10 protein-coding genes are annotated in these 15774 nt (G+C 68.2%); 5 read left to right on the top strand and 5 right to left on the bottom strand.

Annotated elements, in window-relative coordinates; genetic code table 11:
- Positions 1-74 precede the first annotated feature (74 nt).
- The gene (gene msbA / locus WS64_RS15770) at positions 75-1826 is read right to left on the bottom strand and encodes a lipid A export permease/ATP-binding protein MsbA (protein ID WP_059646519.1); all 1752 of its coding nucleotides are present in this window, start codon (positions 1824-1826) and stop codon (positions 75-77) included.
- 223 nt (positions 1827-2049) lie between these two features.
- Between msbA and WS64_RS15765 the strand changes: the two genes are divergently transcribed.
- From WS64_RS15765 to WS64_RS15755, 3 genes are all read left to right on the top strand, one after another.
- Entirely contained in the window at positions 2050-2802 is a 753-nt protein-coding gene (locus tag WS64_RS15765) for a glycosyltransferase family 2 protein (RefSeq protein ID WP_059646516.1), read from the top strand.
- 120 nt (positions 2803-2922) lie between these two features.
- Positions 2923-3765, top strand: a complete 843-nt coding sequence (locus WS64_RS15760; RefSeq protein WP_060966836.1) for a glycosyltransferase family 2 protein — start codon at positions 2923-2925, stop codon at positions 3763-3765.
- 133 nt (positions 3766-3898) lie between these two features.
- Positions 3899-5179: an O-antigen ligase family protein gene (locus WS64_RS15755; protein WP_060966835.1), complete on the top strand. Its 1281-nt coding sequence runs from the start codon at positions 3899-3901 to the stop codon at positions 5177-5179.
- Between the two features lie 127 nt (positions 5180-5306).
- Here the strand turns inward: WS64_RS15755 and WS64_RS15750 are convergent, their stop codons facing one another.
- From WS64_RS15750 to dnaE, 3 genes are all read right to left on the bottom strand, one after another.
- On the bottom strand, positions 5307-6485 hold the full coding sequence (locus WS64_RS15750; protein WP_059583693.1) for a glycosyltransferase family 9 protein: 1179 nt from the start codon (positions 6483-6485) through the stop codon (positions 5307-5309).
- Positions 6486-6636: 151 nt separating this feature from the next.
- Positions 6637-7722, bottom strand: coding sequence for a glycosyltransferase family 9 protein (locus WS64_RS15745; RefSeq protein WP_060966834.1), 1086 nt, complete (start codon positions 7720-7722; stop codon positions 6637-6639).
- A gap of 309 nt (positions 7723-8031) precedes the next feature.
- Positions 8032-11565 carry a DNA polymerase III subunit alpha gene (gene dnaE / locus WS64_RS15740; RefSeq protein ID WP_060966833.1) on the bottom strand — a complete coding sequence of 1178 codons (3534 nt, stop codon included), beginning with the start codon at positions 11563-11565 and terminating at the stop codon, positions 8032-8034.
- Positions 11566-11780: 215 nt separating this feature from the next.
- Here dnaE and WS64_RS15735 point away from each other — a divergent pair, with 215 nt between their 5' ends.
- Together WS64_RS15735 and gluQRS are read left to right on the top strand one after the other, a co-directional pair.
- The gene (locus WS64_RS15735; protein WP_059646498.1) at positions 11781-12635 is read left to right on the top strand and encodes a sulfurtransferase; all 855 of its coding nucleotides are present in this window, start codon (positions 11781-11783) and stop codon (positions 12633-12635) included.
- A gap of 40 nt (positions 12636-12675) precedes the next feature.
- Positions 12676-13572 carry a tRNA glutamyl-Q(34) synthetase GluQRS gene (gene gluQRS, locus WS64_RS15730; RefSeq protein ID WP_060966832.1) on the top strand — a complete coding sequence of 299 codons (897 nt, stop codon included), beginning with the start codon at positions 12676-12678 and terminating at the stop codon, positions 13570-13572.
- 270 nt (positions 13573-13842) lie between these two features.
- Here gluQRS and WS64_RS15725 read toward each other — a convergent pair whose 3' ends face one another.
- Entirely contained in the window at positions 13843-15402 is a 1560-nt protein-coding gene (locus tag WS64_RS15725) for a DEAD/DEAH box helicase (protein ID WP_060966831.1), read from the bottom strand.
- Between the last annotated feature and the right edge of the window lie 372 nt (positions 15403-15774).

Genomic DNA, 15774 nt, shown 5'->3' with positions numbered 1-15774 from the left:
CACGTCGAACAAGAAACGACCAGGACTGCCCGATGAAGATAGCACACGGCATCGCGTGGCCGCATGACCCTGGGTCACGCCGCCTGCTGCTGGTACTGGATCCGATGCAGATGCGCGTAGAGGCCGCCGTGGCGCAGCAGTTCGTCATGGCTGCCCTCTTCGACGATCTTGCCGGCCTCGAGTACGAGGATGCGGTCCGCGCGCTCGATCGTCGACAGCCGGTGCGCGATCACCAGCGTCGTACGACCTTCCATCAACCGTTCGAGCGCGGCCTGCACGTGGCGCTCCGACTCCGAATCGAGCGCCGACGTCGCTTCGTCGAGGATCAGGATCGGCGCGTCCTTGTAGATCGCGCGTGCAATCGCGAGCCGCTGTCGCTGGCCGCCGGACAGCCGCATCCCGTTGCCGCCGACCAGCGTGTCGAGCCCGTCGGGCATCGCGGCGACCGCGTCGGCGAGGTTCGCGGCCTCGAGCGCGGCCTGCACGCGCGCACGGTCGGGCGTCTGCCCGTAGGCGACGTTCGCGGCGATCGTGTCGTTGAACAGCACGACGTCCTGGCTGACCATCGCCATCTGGCTGCGCAGTGCGTGGAGGTCGTAGTCGGATACCGACACGCCGTCGACCAGGATCGTGCCGTCCGTCGGGTCGAAGAAGCGCGGCAGCAGGTTCACGAGCGTCGTCTTGCCGCTGCCGGACGGGCCGGCCAGCGCGATCATTTCGCCCGGCGCGACCTTGAACGAGATGCGGTCGAGCGTCGGCCGCTCGGCCGCGCCGTAGTCGAACGACACGGCGCGGAACTCGATCTCGCCGCGCGCCTGCGACAGCGGCCGCCCGCCGCCCTGCGGCTCGGCCGGCTCGTCGATCAGCCCGAAGATCAGCTCGGCGGCCGTCATCCCCCGCTGCAGCGGCTGGTTGACGTCGATCAGGTGCTTGAGCGGCGAGATCACGAGCAGCATCGACGTGACGAACGCGACGAACCCGCCGACCGTCGTCTGGTCGTTCGACGACTGCACGACCGCGATCGTGATCACGACCGCGAGCGCGATCGACGCGAGAAACTGCGTGAGCGGCTGCGCGAGGCCGCCCGAGATCGTCATGCGCATCGCGTAGCCGCGCAGGCGCTTGCTCATCGTCGTGAAGCGGTCCATCTCGTACGCTTCGCCGTTGTGCACCTTGACGACCTTGTAGCCGCCGACCGTCTCCTCGACGATGTACGACAGTTCGTTGGTGAGCGTCTGGTGTTCGCGGTTCAGGCGACGCAGCCGGCGATTGATCTTGCTGACGAGCCAGCCGATGCCCGGCAGGATCACCGCGACGATCAGCGTGAGCCGCCAGTTCAGGTAGAACAGGTAGCCCAGCAGGAAGATCACCGTCAGCGAATCGCGCACGAGCGTGACCATCACGCCCGTCAGCACCGACAGGATCTGGTTGACCTCGAACACGATCGCGTTGATCACCGTGCTCGCGGTTTCGCGCTGGAAGAACGACGCGCCGGTATGGATCATCCGCTGGAACATCTCGAGCCGCAGTTGCAGCAGGATGCGGTTCGATACGTAGTTGAGCAGATAGTTGGACGTGTACTGCGACACGCCGCGCACGAGCGCGAGGCCGATCACCGCGATCGGCACGTACCATTTCGCGCGGTCGCTGCCGTGCGCGCCGAAGCCGTGGTCGAGCAGCGGCTTGAGCAGCGCCGGAATCCCGGCCTCGGTAGCCGCGACGACGCCCATCGTCATCACGGCGAGCACCACGATGCCGATGAGCGGCCGGATGTACGGCCACAGGCGTTTGAGAACCGTGATCGGCGACGTACCGGTGCCGTCCATCGGTTTGCGAAGAGTGTTCTGGGTTTCCAAGGCAATCCTTCTTGAGCCGCGACGCGGCGCCCGGAGCGTGGCTGCCCGGGATTCGCCCCGTCCGGCGGGTGCCGAAAAAGGCCCAACATTATAGCCGTACCGCCCCCGCCGGCACGGCCGTGGCCGCAGCGGCCGCCGGCCGGCGCGCGGGTATACTGCCGCTCACCGTTTTCTCCGCCTTTTCGACGATTTCATGGCAGAACCCACCCTCGGCGTCGCCCTCATCGCCCTCAACGCATCCGCGCGGCTCGCGCAGTGCCTCGATGCGCTGTCGTTCGCCGACGACGTCGTCGTGATCGACGGCGGCAGCACCGACGATACCGTCGCGATCGCGCAGGCGCACGGCGCGCGCGTGATCGTCGAGCGCGACTGGCCGGGCTTCGGCCCGCAGAAGAATCGTGCGGTCGACGCGCTCGACACCGACTGGATCCTGTCGCTCGATACCGACGAAATCGTCACGCCGGAACTCGCGCGGTCGATCCGCGACGCAATCCGCGCGCCGGCCGCGCAGGTCTATGCGCTCGACCGGCTGTCCAGCTTCTGCGGCCAGTGGATCCATCACAGCGGCTGGTATCCGGACTGGGTGCCGCGGCTGTTCCGGCGCGGCGCCGCGCGGTTCTCGGACGATCTCGTGCACGAGCGCCTCGTATTCGATACCGCCGCACAGCGCCTGGCCGGCAAGCTGATGCACTACTCGTACGAGGATTTCGAAACGGTCGTGCGCAAGCTCGACGCGTATTCGACGGCCGGCGCGCGCCAGCGCCGCGCGGCCGGCCAGCGCGGCGGCTTCGGCAAGGCGCTCGGCCGCGGCGCGTGGGCGTTCGTGCGCACCTACGTGCTGCGGCGCGGCTTCCTCGACGGTCGCGCGGGCTTCATGATCGCCGTGTTCAACGCGGAAACCGTGTATTACCGCTTCCTGAAGCTCGGTCACGAACCGGCACGCTAGGCAAGCACCCGGCGCGCGGCCTGCCCGGCGTTACAATGCCGGGCCGCGCGCACCGCGCGTGTCCGCCCGAGCGGCTGCGCCTCGCGCCGAGCGCCACGACGACCACCGAATCCGACCGCCATGTTCTCCATCATCATCCCGACCTGGAACAATCTGCCGTACCTCAAGCTCGTCGTCGACAGCCTGCGCCGGCATTCCGCGTACGACCACCAGATCATCGTGCACGTGAACGACGGCTCGGACGGCACGCTCGACTGGGTGCGCAACGAAGGGATCGAGCACACCGCGTCGCCGGCCAACATCGGCATCTGCCATGCGGTCAACCTGGCCGCCGCGCGCGCCACGCGCGACTACGTCGTCTACATGAACGACGACATGTTCTGCTGCCCGGGCTGGGATACGGCGCTCGTGCGCCGCATCGAACGGATGCCGACCGACCTGTTCATGCTGTCGGGCACGATGATCGAGCCGGTCGACACGCGCAACCCGTGCGTCGTCGTCAGCAATTTCGGCCGCGACGCCGAGCAGTTCGACGCGGCCGCCCTGATCGCCGCGACGCCGAAGCTCGCGCGCGCGGACTGGCTCGGCTCGACGTGGCCGCCGACGCTCGTGCACCGCGACTGGTGGAACCGCATCGGCGGCTACAGCAGCGAGTTGTCGCCGGGCATGAGCAGCGACAACGACTTCTCGATGAAATTCTGGGATGCCGGCTGCCGGATCTTCATCGGCGTCGGCGACAGCCTCGTGTACCACTTCCAGCAAAAGAGCACCGGCAAGATCGTCAAGAACGACGGCCGTCGCCAGTTCCTGAACAAATGGGGCATGACCCAGGCGACGTTCGACCGCTATTACCTGCATCGCGGCGAGCCGGTCGGCACGCAGATCGCGCTAGACACGCCGGTCGTGGAAGGTCGCCTCAAGCGCGCGCTGTTGCGCTCGCGAATCAAGCGCGCGTTCAGCTGATCAGACCCCGAAAACCGCGCAGAAACCTGTCGTGCTTCGCGTATACTGCGCCGTTCGTCCCGGATCGCTCGCCGGGATACGCGGCGCAGGGCGCGATGTCCGCGAGCCGCATTCGTCCATACGACAGGTTCCAATGCTTTCGTTTTCCACTCCCGCCACGCGGCGCCTGACCGCCGCCCGTGCATTCGCCGTCGCCGCGCTGTGCATGGTGCCCGTCTCGACCGCGCTGACCAACGTGTTCTGCGGGCTGTTCGCCGCCGCGCTCGTGATCTCCCCCGAATTCTGGCGTGACCTGCGCTCGTTCGTCACCGATCCGGCTTCGCTCGCGGCGTTGCTGATCCTGGCCGCGCTGGCCGCGAGCGTCGCCTATACGGTCGCGCCGCACAACAAGGCGTGGAACTGGGTCGCGAAGTACGACAAGCTGCTGCTGCTGCCATTCGCCGTGCTCGCGTTCCGTCATTCGAACTGGGCGCCGATCGTGCGGCGCTGCTGGTTCGGCACGCTGTGCGTGGTCCTGCTGCTGTCGACGACCAACTATCTCGGGCTCACCGCGATCGGGCCGGCGTATGCGACCCAGTTGCCGCTGTCGCGCGCGTGGGTGTTCAAGAACCACATCGCCGCCGGCATGTTCGGCGCACTGCTCTTCTACCAGGCGGCCGATCTCGCGCTGGCGGCCCGCACGACGCTGTCGCGCGCCGCCTATGCGTTCGTCGCGGCATTGGCGCTCGTCAACGTGTTCGTGATGCTGCAGGGGCGCACCGGGCAGGTCATCGCGCTGTTGCTGATCCTCGTCGTCGCGGTGCGTTTCGTGCTGTTGCTGCGCCGGCAGTCCGCGCTGCGCGCGGGGCTCGCCGCCGGCGTGCTCGTATTGGCGGGCGTCGCGCTCGTGGTCGCTGCATGCACGGTTCACAACGGCCGTCTGACGAAGGTCGTGACGGAAGTGCAGCAATATCGGCAGAGCGATGCAGCCACGTCGACCGGGCTGCGCCTCGAGTGGTACAAGAAGGGGCTCGAGCTGTATCGCCAGCGCCCGGTGATCGGCTACGGCGCGGGCGGCCTCGAATCCGAATTCGAGAAGCTCACGGCCGGCAAGACGGCCGCCGAAGGCCAGCTCACGTCGAATCCGCACAACGAATATCTGCTGATGGCCGTGCAGCTCGGCACGCTCGGCCTGCTGCTGTTCGTCAACCTGATCGTGCAGATCGCGCGCGGCAGCCGTACGCTCGATCCGCGCTCGCGGCACCTGCTGCTCGCGTGGCTCGCGATCTTCGCGATCGGCAGTCTCGCGAATTCGCTGCTGCTGGATTTCGCCGAAGGGCACCTGATCGTGCTGCTGGCCGGCATTCTGCTCGGCTGCGGCGAACGCAGCGAAGCGCTGCCGCGCGAAACGTCGGCGATCCGACGCAGCGTGTAACGCACGCCGGCATACGTTCCGCTGCCCTGCCGACCAGCGCCGGCGGCAGCGGATATCCGCCATCGATGCGGGCGAGCCGCGTGGCGCTTCGCGAAACAACCCTTCCGCGAACGAAAAAAGGCACGCCTCAGTCGGTTCCGGTGCGGCGCAGCCGTGACGTGTCGACGACGATGTCGGCCGGGCCCGGCGGAGTCAGCCCGAGCATCTCGGCCGCCGCGGCCTTCACGCGCTGCGCGCCGAGATGGGCGAGGCAGTCGCTGCGGCTGTCGACGTGACGCTCGCAGCCTTCGTGCCGGCACGGCACGCAATCCCCGTCCCCCTGCAACAGCCACACGTTCCCATGCCGGCCGGAGCCGCGCAGCGCCCACGGATTCTCGGTCGCGGGCCAGTGCTGCGGCCACGGCCCCCAGCGCACGGGGTCGGACGGCCCGAACAGTGCGATCGTGTCGGTGCCCGTCGCGGCCGCGACGTGCGTCGCGCCGGTGTCGGGGCCGATGAAGAGCCGCGCGCGCCGCACGAGTTCCGCGCTCTCGCCGAACGTCAGGCGGCCGACCAGGTTCAGCACGTCACCGCCCGCCTCGGTCGCGACCTGCTCCGCATATTCGCGCTCGCGGTCGGCCGGGCCGCCCGACAACGCCACCGCGAAGCCCTGCTCGCGCAGCCAGCCGATCATTTCGACCCAACCGTCGAGCCGCCATTGCTTGTAACGGAACATCGGATACGGATGCAGCACGACCAGTGGCTTGCCGGCGCGGATCGCCGGCGACTCGGCGAGGCACGCGTCGAAACGCGCGCGCCGCGCGGGATCGTCGCCGATGCCGGGCGCGACGACCTCGGACACCGGCTCGATGCCGATCACCGGCGCGAGCGCCAGCGTACTGACGACCGTATGCGCGGATTCGTGGTGATTGATCGCGATTCCGTGCAGCATCATCCGCGTGAGCCACGTGACGCGATCCGGATCGACGAGACCGACCCGCTTGCGGCCGGCGAACCAGCTATAGAAACGCGGCCGGTCGGAACTCAGCGCCGCGCACGCGAGATCGTAGCGGCGCCATATCGACAGCGCGTCGCGCAGCCGCTCGCCCAATCCCGCGCGCTGCGCGACGACGATCACGCGCCGCACGTCCGGATTGTGCTCGAGCACGCCCTCGGTGCCGCGAAACACCAGCATGTCGATCTGCGCGTCCGGCCAGCGGGCCTTCAGCGACCGTACGAGCGGTGTCGTCAACAGTACGTCGCCGATACGGCGAGGCGCGGCGACGAGGATGGTTCTGGGCGGACGGGCGGAAGAAAACAGGGCCACGGCAATCGTCTGGCTGGCTGAACAAGGCTGGCAATGTACAGGATTTTGCAGCAGCCGGCGCGCCGCCGCACACCGGTCGTGCGGGCTGCCGCGATACGGCCCTGCGCAGCGGGGCATCGCAGTATGTGCGGCCGGTACGGCCCGCCGGGCGCTACGAAGCGATCGTCACGGTCGCAGGCGCCACCGCGGCCGGCCGCGCGCGCGCCGTGCCGGCCGGCGCTTCGTCGCGGTGGCTCGCCTGCGGCAGCAGGTGGCGCACCGCGCGCTCGACCGCATCGACGCCGATCGCATCGACGGTCGGGCCCGCGCGCAGGACCACGTGCGGCACACCGAGCGGATGCCAGCGCAGGTATTTCTCGGGACGGTCCTCGAACAGGGCAGCCACCGGCACGCCGAGCGCCGACGCAAGGTGGACGGGCGCGCTGTCGGCCGAGACGATCGCATCGAGCAGGCTCGCGGCCGCGACCAGCTCGGCGACCGACGCCGGCGCGACATGCCGTGCATTCACGTCGCGCCACAGGTCACCTTCGGCAGCATGGCCGATGGCCGGATCGCGAAACACGATGACATCCGCGACGGGGGCGAGCCGCTCGCCGAGGTCGCGCCAGCGCTCGGCGGGCCAGCGGCGCTCGACCGCCTTGTTCGACACGAACAGCCCGACGCGCGGCTTCGTGCGCGCGCCGAGCAGACGATGCCACGCTTCCTGCAGCGCGCGGTCGGGATGAACCGACAGCTCGAGACGGTCGAGATCCGCGCAGCCGAGTTCGGGCACCAGGCGAAAACCCGACAACGCCTCGTGGCACATCGGCCGCTGCGCGACATGCTCGGGCTTGCGATCGTCGAATTCGGTCTCGGCATCGTGCCAGCGGCAATCCTTCGCGCGAAGCCGGCGCGCGAACTGCATGCTGCTGCGGTGCATGCCGCCGTTCGGCACGATCACGAGGTCGAACCGCAAGCGGCGCAGACGGCGCACGAGGCGCAGCCGGTCGAAGAATGCGCGCATCCGTCCGGGACGGTCGTTGCGCTCGCACTGGCGGCTGTACACGTAGGTGTGGATGGCGTGCACGTCCGGGTTGCCGGCCAGCGCGGCCGCGTTGTAGCGGTTCGCGACCACATGCAGCTCCGCGCCCGGCCAGCGCGCCTTCAGCGCGCGGAGAAACGCCGTCGTGCACAGCATGTCGCCCAGAAAATCAATCCGGATCACGAGGATCCGCTGCATCGGGTTCCCATTGGCCATGGTCTTGTGGTGGTGACAATCAGTTTTTATCGTCGCGACGAGCCCTGCCCCGGCATCCTGCCCAGAGCGGCCCTGTCGCGCACTGCCGCACGGCGCGCGAATTCGCCCCCGTTTGCGCGCATGCTGCCGGCTTCGCCGCCGCGCAAACCTGCGCCAGCGCCGAGTTCATCCGGTCAGCGCGGGATTGTATAGCGTCCGGATGGGCAGCCCAAGACCCGCCTGCCCGCGCTCGTCAAAACGGCCCGCCGCACCGCACGATGGCGATGCGACGGGCCGTGCATGGGCGACAGCCGTCGAAGTGGAACGCGATCAGTACGTGATTTCGACGACGCTGCCGTCGAACGCCGCTCGCAACTCCGCCAGCAGCACGTCGCTCGGCTTCACGCGCCATGCGTCGCCCAGACGCATTTCGCCTTGCGCGCGCGCATTGCTGTAGTGAATCTGCACCGCCAGCCCGTTCGGCAGCGGCGCCTGCGGGCGGCGACCGCCATCGCGTCCGCCGCCGCGCGGCGCGGGCGCTTCGACCGCGTTCGCGGCGGCCGGGTCGTCCTTCGCCACATGCGGCTCGAGCACGCGGCGCAGCGCGAGCGCGTCGGCGTTGCCGTTCATCGTCAGCCGCACGGCCTGCGCATAGCGGCTGCGTGCGCGTTCGAGATCCATCACGGTATCGGCCGTGAAGCGAATGCCGCCGGTGAACGCGTCGTTGCGCGCCTGCCCCTGCACGATCAGCAGCTCGTCCTCCTTGAACAATGCCTTGTTTGCCTCGAACTGTTCGTTGAAGATCGTGATCTCGCATTGGCCCGAGCCGTCGTCGAGCAGCGCGATCAGCATCTTGCCGCGCTGCGTCATCTGCGTGCGCAGCGACGCGATGATGCCGGCGACGAGCTTGTCACGCCCTTCCTTCAGGTCGCCGACCTTCTGCCGCACGAAGCGGCGCACTTCGTCGCGATACGCGTCGAACAGGTGGCCGGACAGGTAGAAGCCGAGCGCGCCCTTTTCTTCCTGCAGACGGCGCTTGTCGTCCCACGCGGGTTCGTCGACGAGCGCGTGCGCATGCGGCGACTCGGCGCCCATGTCGAACAGGCCGGCCTGCATCGCGTTCGCCTCGGCCTGGTCGGCCGCTTCCATCGCGAGCGGCACCGACGCGATCAATTGCGCTCGGTTCGGGTTCAGCGAATCGAACGCGCCGGCGCGGATCAGCGCCTCGACGGTGCGGCGGTTGACGACGCGCCGGTCGATCCGTTCGCAGAAGTCGAACAGGTCGGTAAACGCCTTTTCCTCGCGGGCCCGCAGGATTTCCTCGATCGCGTTCTGGCCGCTGCCCTTCACCGCGCCGAGGCCGTAGCGGATCGTGCGCGAGCGCTTGCCGTCGGCTTCCGCGACCGGCTCGAACCGGTAATGCGATGCGTTGATGTCCGGCGGCAGCACGACGAGGTTGTTCAACACGCAATCGTCGAACAGGATCTTCACCTTGTCGGTGTCGTCCATCGCGAGCGTCATGTTGGCCGCCATGAATTCGGCCGGATGGTGCGCCTTCAGCCACGCGGTGTAATACGCGAGCAGCGCATACGCGGCCGCGTGCGACTTGTTGAAGCCGTAGCCCGCGAACTTCTCCATCAAGTCGAAGATCTCGTCGGACTTCTCGCGCGTGAGGCCGTTCTTCGCCGCACCCTCGGCGAAGATCTCGCGATGCTTGGCCATCTCCTCGGGCTTCTTCTTGCCCATCGCGCGACGCAGCAAGTCGGCGCCGCCGAGCGAGTAGCCGCCGATGATCTGCGCCATCTGCATCACCTGCTCCTGATAGACCATGATGCCGTAGGTCTCTTTCAGGACGGGTTCGACGCGCGGATCCGGATAGTCGACCTTCTCTCGCCCGTGCTTCCGTGCGCAGAAGCTCGGGATCAGGTCCATCGGGCCCGGACGGTACAACGACACGAGCGCGATGATGTCCTCGAAGCGGTCGGGCTGCGCATCCTTCAGCATGCCCTGCATCCCGCGGCTTTCCAGCTGGAACACCGCGACCGTGTTGGCCTTCTTCAGGATCTGGAACGAGGCCGGATCGTCGAGCGGCACCTGCGCGAGCGACCAGTCGGCCTTCGACGGATCGAGGCGGCGGATGTAGCGCTCGGCCCAGTCGAGGATCGTCAGCGTCGTGAGCCCCAGAAAGTCGAACTTCACGAGGCCGACGGCTTCGACGTCGTCCTTGTCGTACTGGCTGACCACGCCGCCGTCGTCGCCCTGCGTGTACAGCGGGCAGAAATCGGTCAGCTTGCCGGGCGCGATCAGCACGCCGCCCGCGTGCATCCCGACGTTACGCGTGAGGCCCTCGACGCGCTGCGCGAGATCGAGCAACTGATGGACTTCGTCCTCGTGGTCGTAGCGCTCCTGCAGTTGCGGCTCTTCCTTCATCGCGTCGGCAATCGTCACGTGCTTGCCGGGCTTGAACGGAATCAGCTTCGCGACACCGTCGGTGAACATGTAGCCGAGGTCGAGCACGCGGCCGATGTCGCGCACGGCCGCCTTCGCGGCCATCGTGCCGAACGTGGCGATCTGCGACACGGCGTCCGCGCCGTATTTCTCCTTCACGTACTGGATCACGCGATCGCGGCCGTGCTGGCAGAAGTCGATGTCGAAGTCGGGCATCGACACGCGCTCGGGGTTCAGGAAGCGCTCGAACAGCAGGTTGTAGCGCAGCGGATCGAGGTCGGTGATGCCGAGCGCGTACGCGACCAGCGAGCCGGCGCCCGAGCCGCGGCCCGGCCCGACCGGCACGCCGTTGTTCTTCGCCCAGTTGATGAAGTCCGCAACGATCAGGAAGTAGCCGGGGAAGCCCATCTTCGTGATGGTCCCGCACTCGAATTCGAGGCGCTTGTAGTACGTGTCGCGCTGCGCGTCGCGCTCGGCTTCGACCGGATACAACTGCGCGAGGCGGGTCTCGAGCCCTTCCTTCGACAGCTGGACCAGGTAGTCGTCGAGCGACATGCCGTCCGGCGTCGGGAACAGCGGCAGTTTCGGCTTGCCGAGCTCGAGCTTCAGGTTGCAGCGCTTCGCGATCTCGACCGTGTTCGCGATCGCCGACGGCAGGTCGGCGAACAGCGCGACCATGTCGTCCTGCGTGCGGAAATACTGGTCGGTCGTGAAACGCTTCTGCCGCCGCGGGTTCGCGAGGATGTCGCCTTCCGAGATGCACACGCGCGCCTCGTGCGCGGTGAAATCGTCGTCGGTCATGAACTGCGTCGGGTGCGTCGCGACGACCGGTAGCTTCAGCGACGCGGCGAGCGTCGCGGCCTGCTGGATGTACGCCTCGGCGCCCGGCTGGCCGTAACGCTGCAGCTCGATGTAGAAAGCGCCCGGGAATACGCTCGCCCAGCGCGCGGCGTGACGGCGCGCGGCTTCTTCGTTGCCGGCGGCCAGCGCGAGCCCGATATCGCCCTGCTGCGCGCCCGACAGCGCGAGCAGCCCCTGCGCGAGCTCGCCGTCGAGCCAGCTCGCGTCGAGCTCCGCGCGGCCGCGGTACTGGTTCGTGAGCCACGCCTTCGACAGCAGCTCGCAGAGATTCAGGTAACCGACCTTGTCCTTGACCAGCAGCAGCAGCCGCGACGGCTTGTCGCGGTCGTCCGGATTGGCGATCCAGACGTCGCAGCCGGCGATCGGCTTGATGCCCTTGCCGCGGGCTTCCTGGTAGAAACGGACGAGGCCGAATGCATTGCCGAGATCGGTGAGGGCGAGCGCGCCCTGGCCGTCCGCGGCCGCCGCCTTGACGATGTCGTCAATGCGCACGATGCCGTCGGCAATCGAGAATTCGGAGTGAACGCGAAGATGGACGAAGCGAGGATCTGACATGGGCGCTATTGTAGCCGCCCCGCCGCGCGGGCTGCCCAAAAAATGCCCGCGTTGGCCGTTCGGCCGATGCACGCGGCGACGCGTCGCGCGGCTGGCCGTTCGGCCAGATACCGATGCCGGCGTCGTTTGCGGGATAATACGGTTTTTCGAATCAACGCCCCGGCTTCGCACCCTTTTTTGCGGGCCGCGTGCGGCCGTTTTCCCGTCGGACCATCATGACCATCGTCAACCTCGCCGCCTACCACTTCGTATCGCTCGACGCGAACGAGCAATGGCGCCCGCTCGTCACCGCGCGCTGCAACGAACTGGGCCTGCGCGGCACGATCCTGCTCGCGCCGGAAGGCATCAACCTGTTCATCGCCGGCACGCGCGAAGCCACCGACGCATTCATCGCATACATCCGCCACGATCCGCTGTTCGAAGGCAAGTTCGCGACGCTGCAGTTCAAGGAAAGCCTGTCCGACTCGCAGCCGTTTCGCCGCATGCTCGTGCGCCTGAAGCGCGAGATCATCACGATGAAGAAGCCCGCGATCAAGCCGGAACTCGGCCGCGCGCCGTTCGTCGACGCGCGCACGCTCAAGGCGTGGCTCGACCGCGGCCACGACGATGCGGGCCGCCCGGTCGTGATGCTCGACACGCGCAACGCGTTCGAAGTCGACGTCGGCACGTTCGACAACGCGCTCGACTACCGGATCGACAAGTTCAGCGAATTCCCGGAAGTGATCGACGCGCACCGCGCCGACCTCGAAGGCAAGACGGTCGTGTCGTTCTGCACCGGCGGCATCCGCTGCGAGAAGGCCGCGATCCACATGAAGGAAATCGGCATCGAGAACGTGTACCAGCTCGAAGGCGGGATCCTGAAGTACTTCGAGGAAGTCGGCGGCGCGCACTATCACGGCGACTGCTTCGTGTTCGACTACCGCACCGCGCTGAATCCGCAGCTCCAGCCCACCGCGAACGTCACGTGCTTCGCGTGCCGCGCGGTCGTCACGCCGCAAGCGCAACAGTCGCCGAGCTACGTGCCGGGCAAGTCGTGCCCGGCCTGCGTGCAGGCAGCCAGCGCCGCGTAACGGCGCGTCTCGCCTCGCCACGTCTCACCGCGCCCCGCCGATGAATCACGGCTATCGCGGCCGCTTCGCGCCGTCGCCCACCGGCCCGCTGCACTTCGGCTCGCTGGTCGGCGCGCTCGCGAGCTGGCTCGACGCGCGCGCGCACGGCGGCACGTGGCTCGTGCGCATCGAGGATCTCGACGGCCCGCGCACGGTGCCCGGCGCGGCGGACGACATCCTCGCGACCCTCGCCCATTTCGGCATGACGCCTGACGCGCCGCCCGTCTGGCAGAGCACGCGCGATGCGGCGTACACGGCCGCGCTCGAGCGGCTCGCCGCGGCGGGGCTCGTCTATCCGTGCGGCTGCACGCGCAAGGAAATCGCCGATTCGCTGCGCGCGGCCCACGAACGCCACACGACGCTCGCCTATCCGGGCACCTGCCGCACCGGCCTGCACGGCAAGCCCGCGCGCGCATGGCGGCTGCGCGTGCCCGACGGCAGCGACGCACTCGTCACGTTCGACGATCGCTGGCAGCACACGCAAGCGCAGAACCTCGCGACCGACGTCGGCGATTTCGTGCTCAAACGCGCGGACGGCCAGTGGGCGTATCAACTCGCGGTCGTCGTCGACGATGCCGATGCCGGTATCACGCATGTCGTGCGCGGCGCCGACCTGCTCGACTCGACCGCGCGCCAGATCTACCTGCAGCGATGCCTCGGCGTGCCGACTCCCGCGTATCTGCACGTGCCCGTCGTGGTCGATGCGAACGGCGAAAAGCTCAGCAAGCAGACGGGCGCGACGGCGCTCGAACGCAACGATCCGCTTCCGGCGCTGCGGGCCGCGGCCGCGCATCTCGGTTTGGCGGACGATGGCGATCTACCGGGCAATACGATGGCGTCCTTCTACGCGGCCGCGACCGATGCGTGGGCGCGTCGCTTCGGCCCGCGCGCGGGTTGAGTCGCCTGCGGGACACCGGCGCGTGCCCGACTACGCTCGTGCGTCCGTCGGCGTCTAATCCGATCGCGTGACGACGTGACGCAAGCATGACCGTCACGCCTGCCGACGACACGGCATCAAAAGATCCGCCCCGCGCGGCAAGCAATAGCCGCGCCTCGCACGCCCCCCCCCCGCCCCGATCGCGTCACCCAATGAAAAACGGGCACATGCTCGTCGCATGTACCCGCTTGCCGGCAGCGCTCACGCGCCGCCCCCGCCGCGCCGCCCGGCTTACGCCGACGGCTTGCGCGGCATCCCGAACCCGCCGAGCAGCGCGGCGACCTGCCGCTTCGGCCCTTTCTTCTCGGGCTGCTGCGCGGGCTGCGCGTCGTCGGGCTGCTTCGCCGACGCCTGCGGCTCGTACGGCTTCAGGAAGAAGTCGTCGACCGGCGCTTCGTGGCGGCGATGATGGCCGCCGCGCTCGGCGCTGCCCGACCGGCGAGCCGATGCGCCGCGATGCTCGTCGCGATCGCGCCGGCCGCCCCGCTCGCCACCGCGCTCGCTGTTGCGTTCACCACCGCGCTCGCCGCCACGTTCGTCGTGACGATGGCGCGCCGGCTTGTCGAGCTTGAGCGTCTGCACTTCGAGCGGACGCTTGATCAGCTTCTCGATGTCGGCGAGCTGCTTGCGCTCGTTCGGGCTGCACAGCGACAGCGCGTCGCCCGTCGCACCCGCGCGGCCGGTACGGCCGATCCGGTGCACGTAGTCTTCCGCGCTGAACGGCAGGTCGAAGTTGATCACGGCCGGCAGCTCGGCGATGTCGAGGCCGCGCGCGGCCACGTCGGTCGCGACCAGCGCCTCGATCTCGCCGCGCTTGAACGCGTCCAGCGCCTGCATCCGCTCGATCTGCGTCTTGTCGCCGTGAATCGCCGACGCGACCACGCCGTCGCGCTCGAGATTGCGCGCGAGGCGGCTCGCGCCGATCTTGCTGTTACAGAACACGATCACCTGCTTGAGGCCGCGATCGCGCAGCAACTGCACGACGGCCGCCTGCTTGTCGCCTTCGGCGACGTCGTAGACGATCTGCGTGACGTTCGCGTTCGTCGAGTTGCTGCGCGCGACCTCGATCGTCTGCGGATTGCGCAGGTAGGTCGACGCGAGCTTCTTGATTTCGCCCGAGAAGGTGGCCGAGAACAGCAGCGTCTGACGCTCCTTCGGCAGCAGGTTCAGGATGCGCTGCAGATCGGGCAGGAAGCCCATGTCGAGCATCCGGTCGGCTTCGTCGAGCACGAGGATCTGCACCTGGCCGAGGTTCGCCGTCTTCTGCTGCACGTGATCGAGCAGGCGGCCCGGCGTCGCGATCAGGATCTCGACGCCGCGACGCAGTTCGGCCGATTGCGGGTTCATGTCGACGCCGCCGAACACCACCGCGCTGCGCAGCGGCGTGTGCTTCGCATACGCGTGCACGTTCGCGGCGACCTGGTCGGCGAGTTCGCGGGTCGGCGTGAGGATCAGCGCACGCACGGGGTGGCGCGCCGGCGACGCGCTCGTGTTGGCTTGCGGCAGCAGGCGCTGGATGATCGGCAGCGAGAAACTCGCGGTCTTGCCGGTGCCCGTTTGCGCGGCGCCCATGACGTCGCGGCCGGCGAGCACGACCGGAATGGCCTGCGCCTGGATCGGCGTCGGCGTCGTATAACCCTGCTCCGCAATGGCTTTCAGGATATCGGCGGCAAGGCCGAATTGATCGAAGGTTGCGTCGACGGGCTTGGCGACAGAATCGGACATGGTGGCGTTTCGCTCAAAAGGCGCGGCGGGGACATCGTGCGTCAGGCCGGCCGGGCCTGCGCTCATCACAATTCGGAAATAGACGGAGCCGCGGCGCGCCGCGCGGCGCCGCTCTGGCGCTTGGGACCGGTTCAATGCGAACGCTGGACGCCAGGCCGTGCGGACTCCGTTCGGCGCGAATGCCGGCGGAAAGGGCCGTATTGTAGCACCGTGCGGGAATCTGTCCGCGACAACGCCGCGAATGGCCACGGCGGCGGTTCGCGCGGCGGGACTGCCCCAGCCCGTGCGGGCGAGCGGTCGCCCGTACGGGTTATCCGTATCGGGCAGTAAACAAGAATGGGGGTTCGATGCCGAAGCCTCGTACCAGTCGGTCCGCCGCCCATCCGCGTACCGGGCCTTCAGCCTGACAGCCGTCACGACGCGCGAATACGCGAATGC

The sequence above is a fragment of the Burkholderia anthina genome (assembly GCF_001547525.1).
GTDB lineage: Bacteria > Pseudomonadota > Gammaproteobacteria > Burkholderiales > Burkholderiaceae > Burkholderia > Burkholderia semiarida.
The sequence above is the reverse complement of the archived record's forward strand: the minus strand, read 5'-3'. Positions and strand labels throughout refer to the sequence as shown.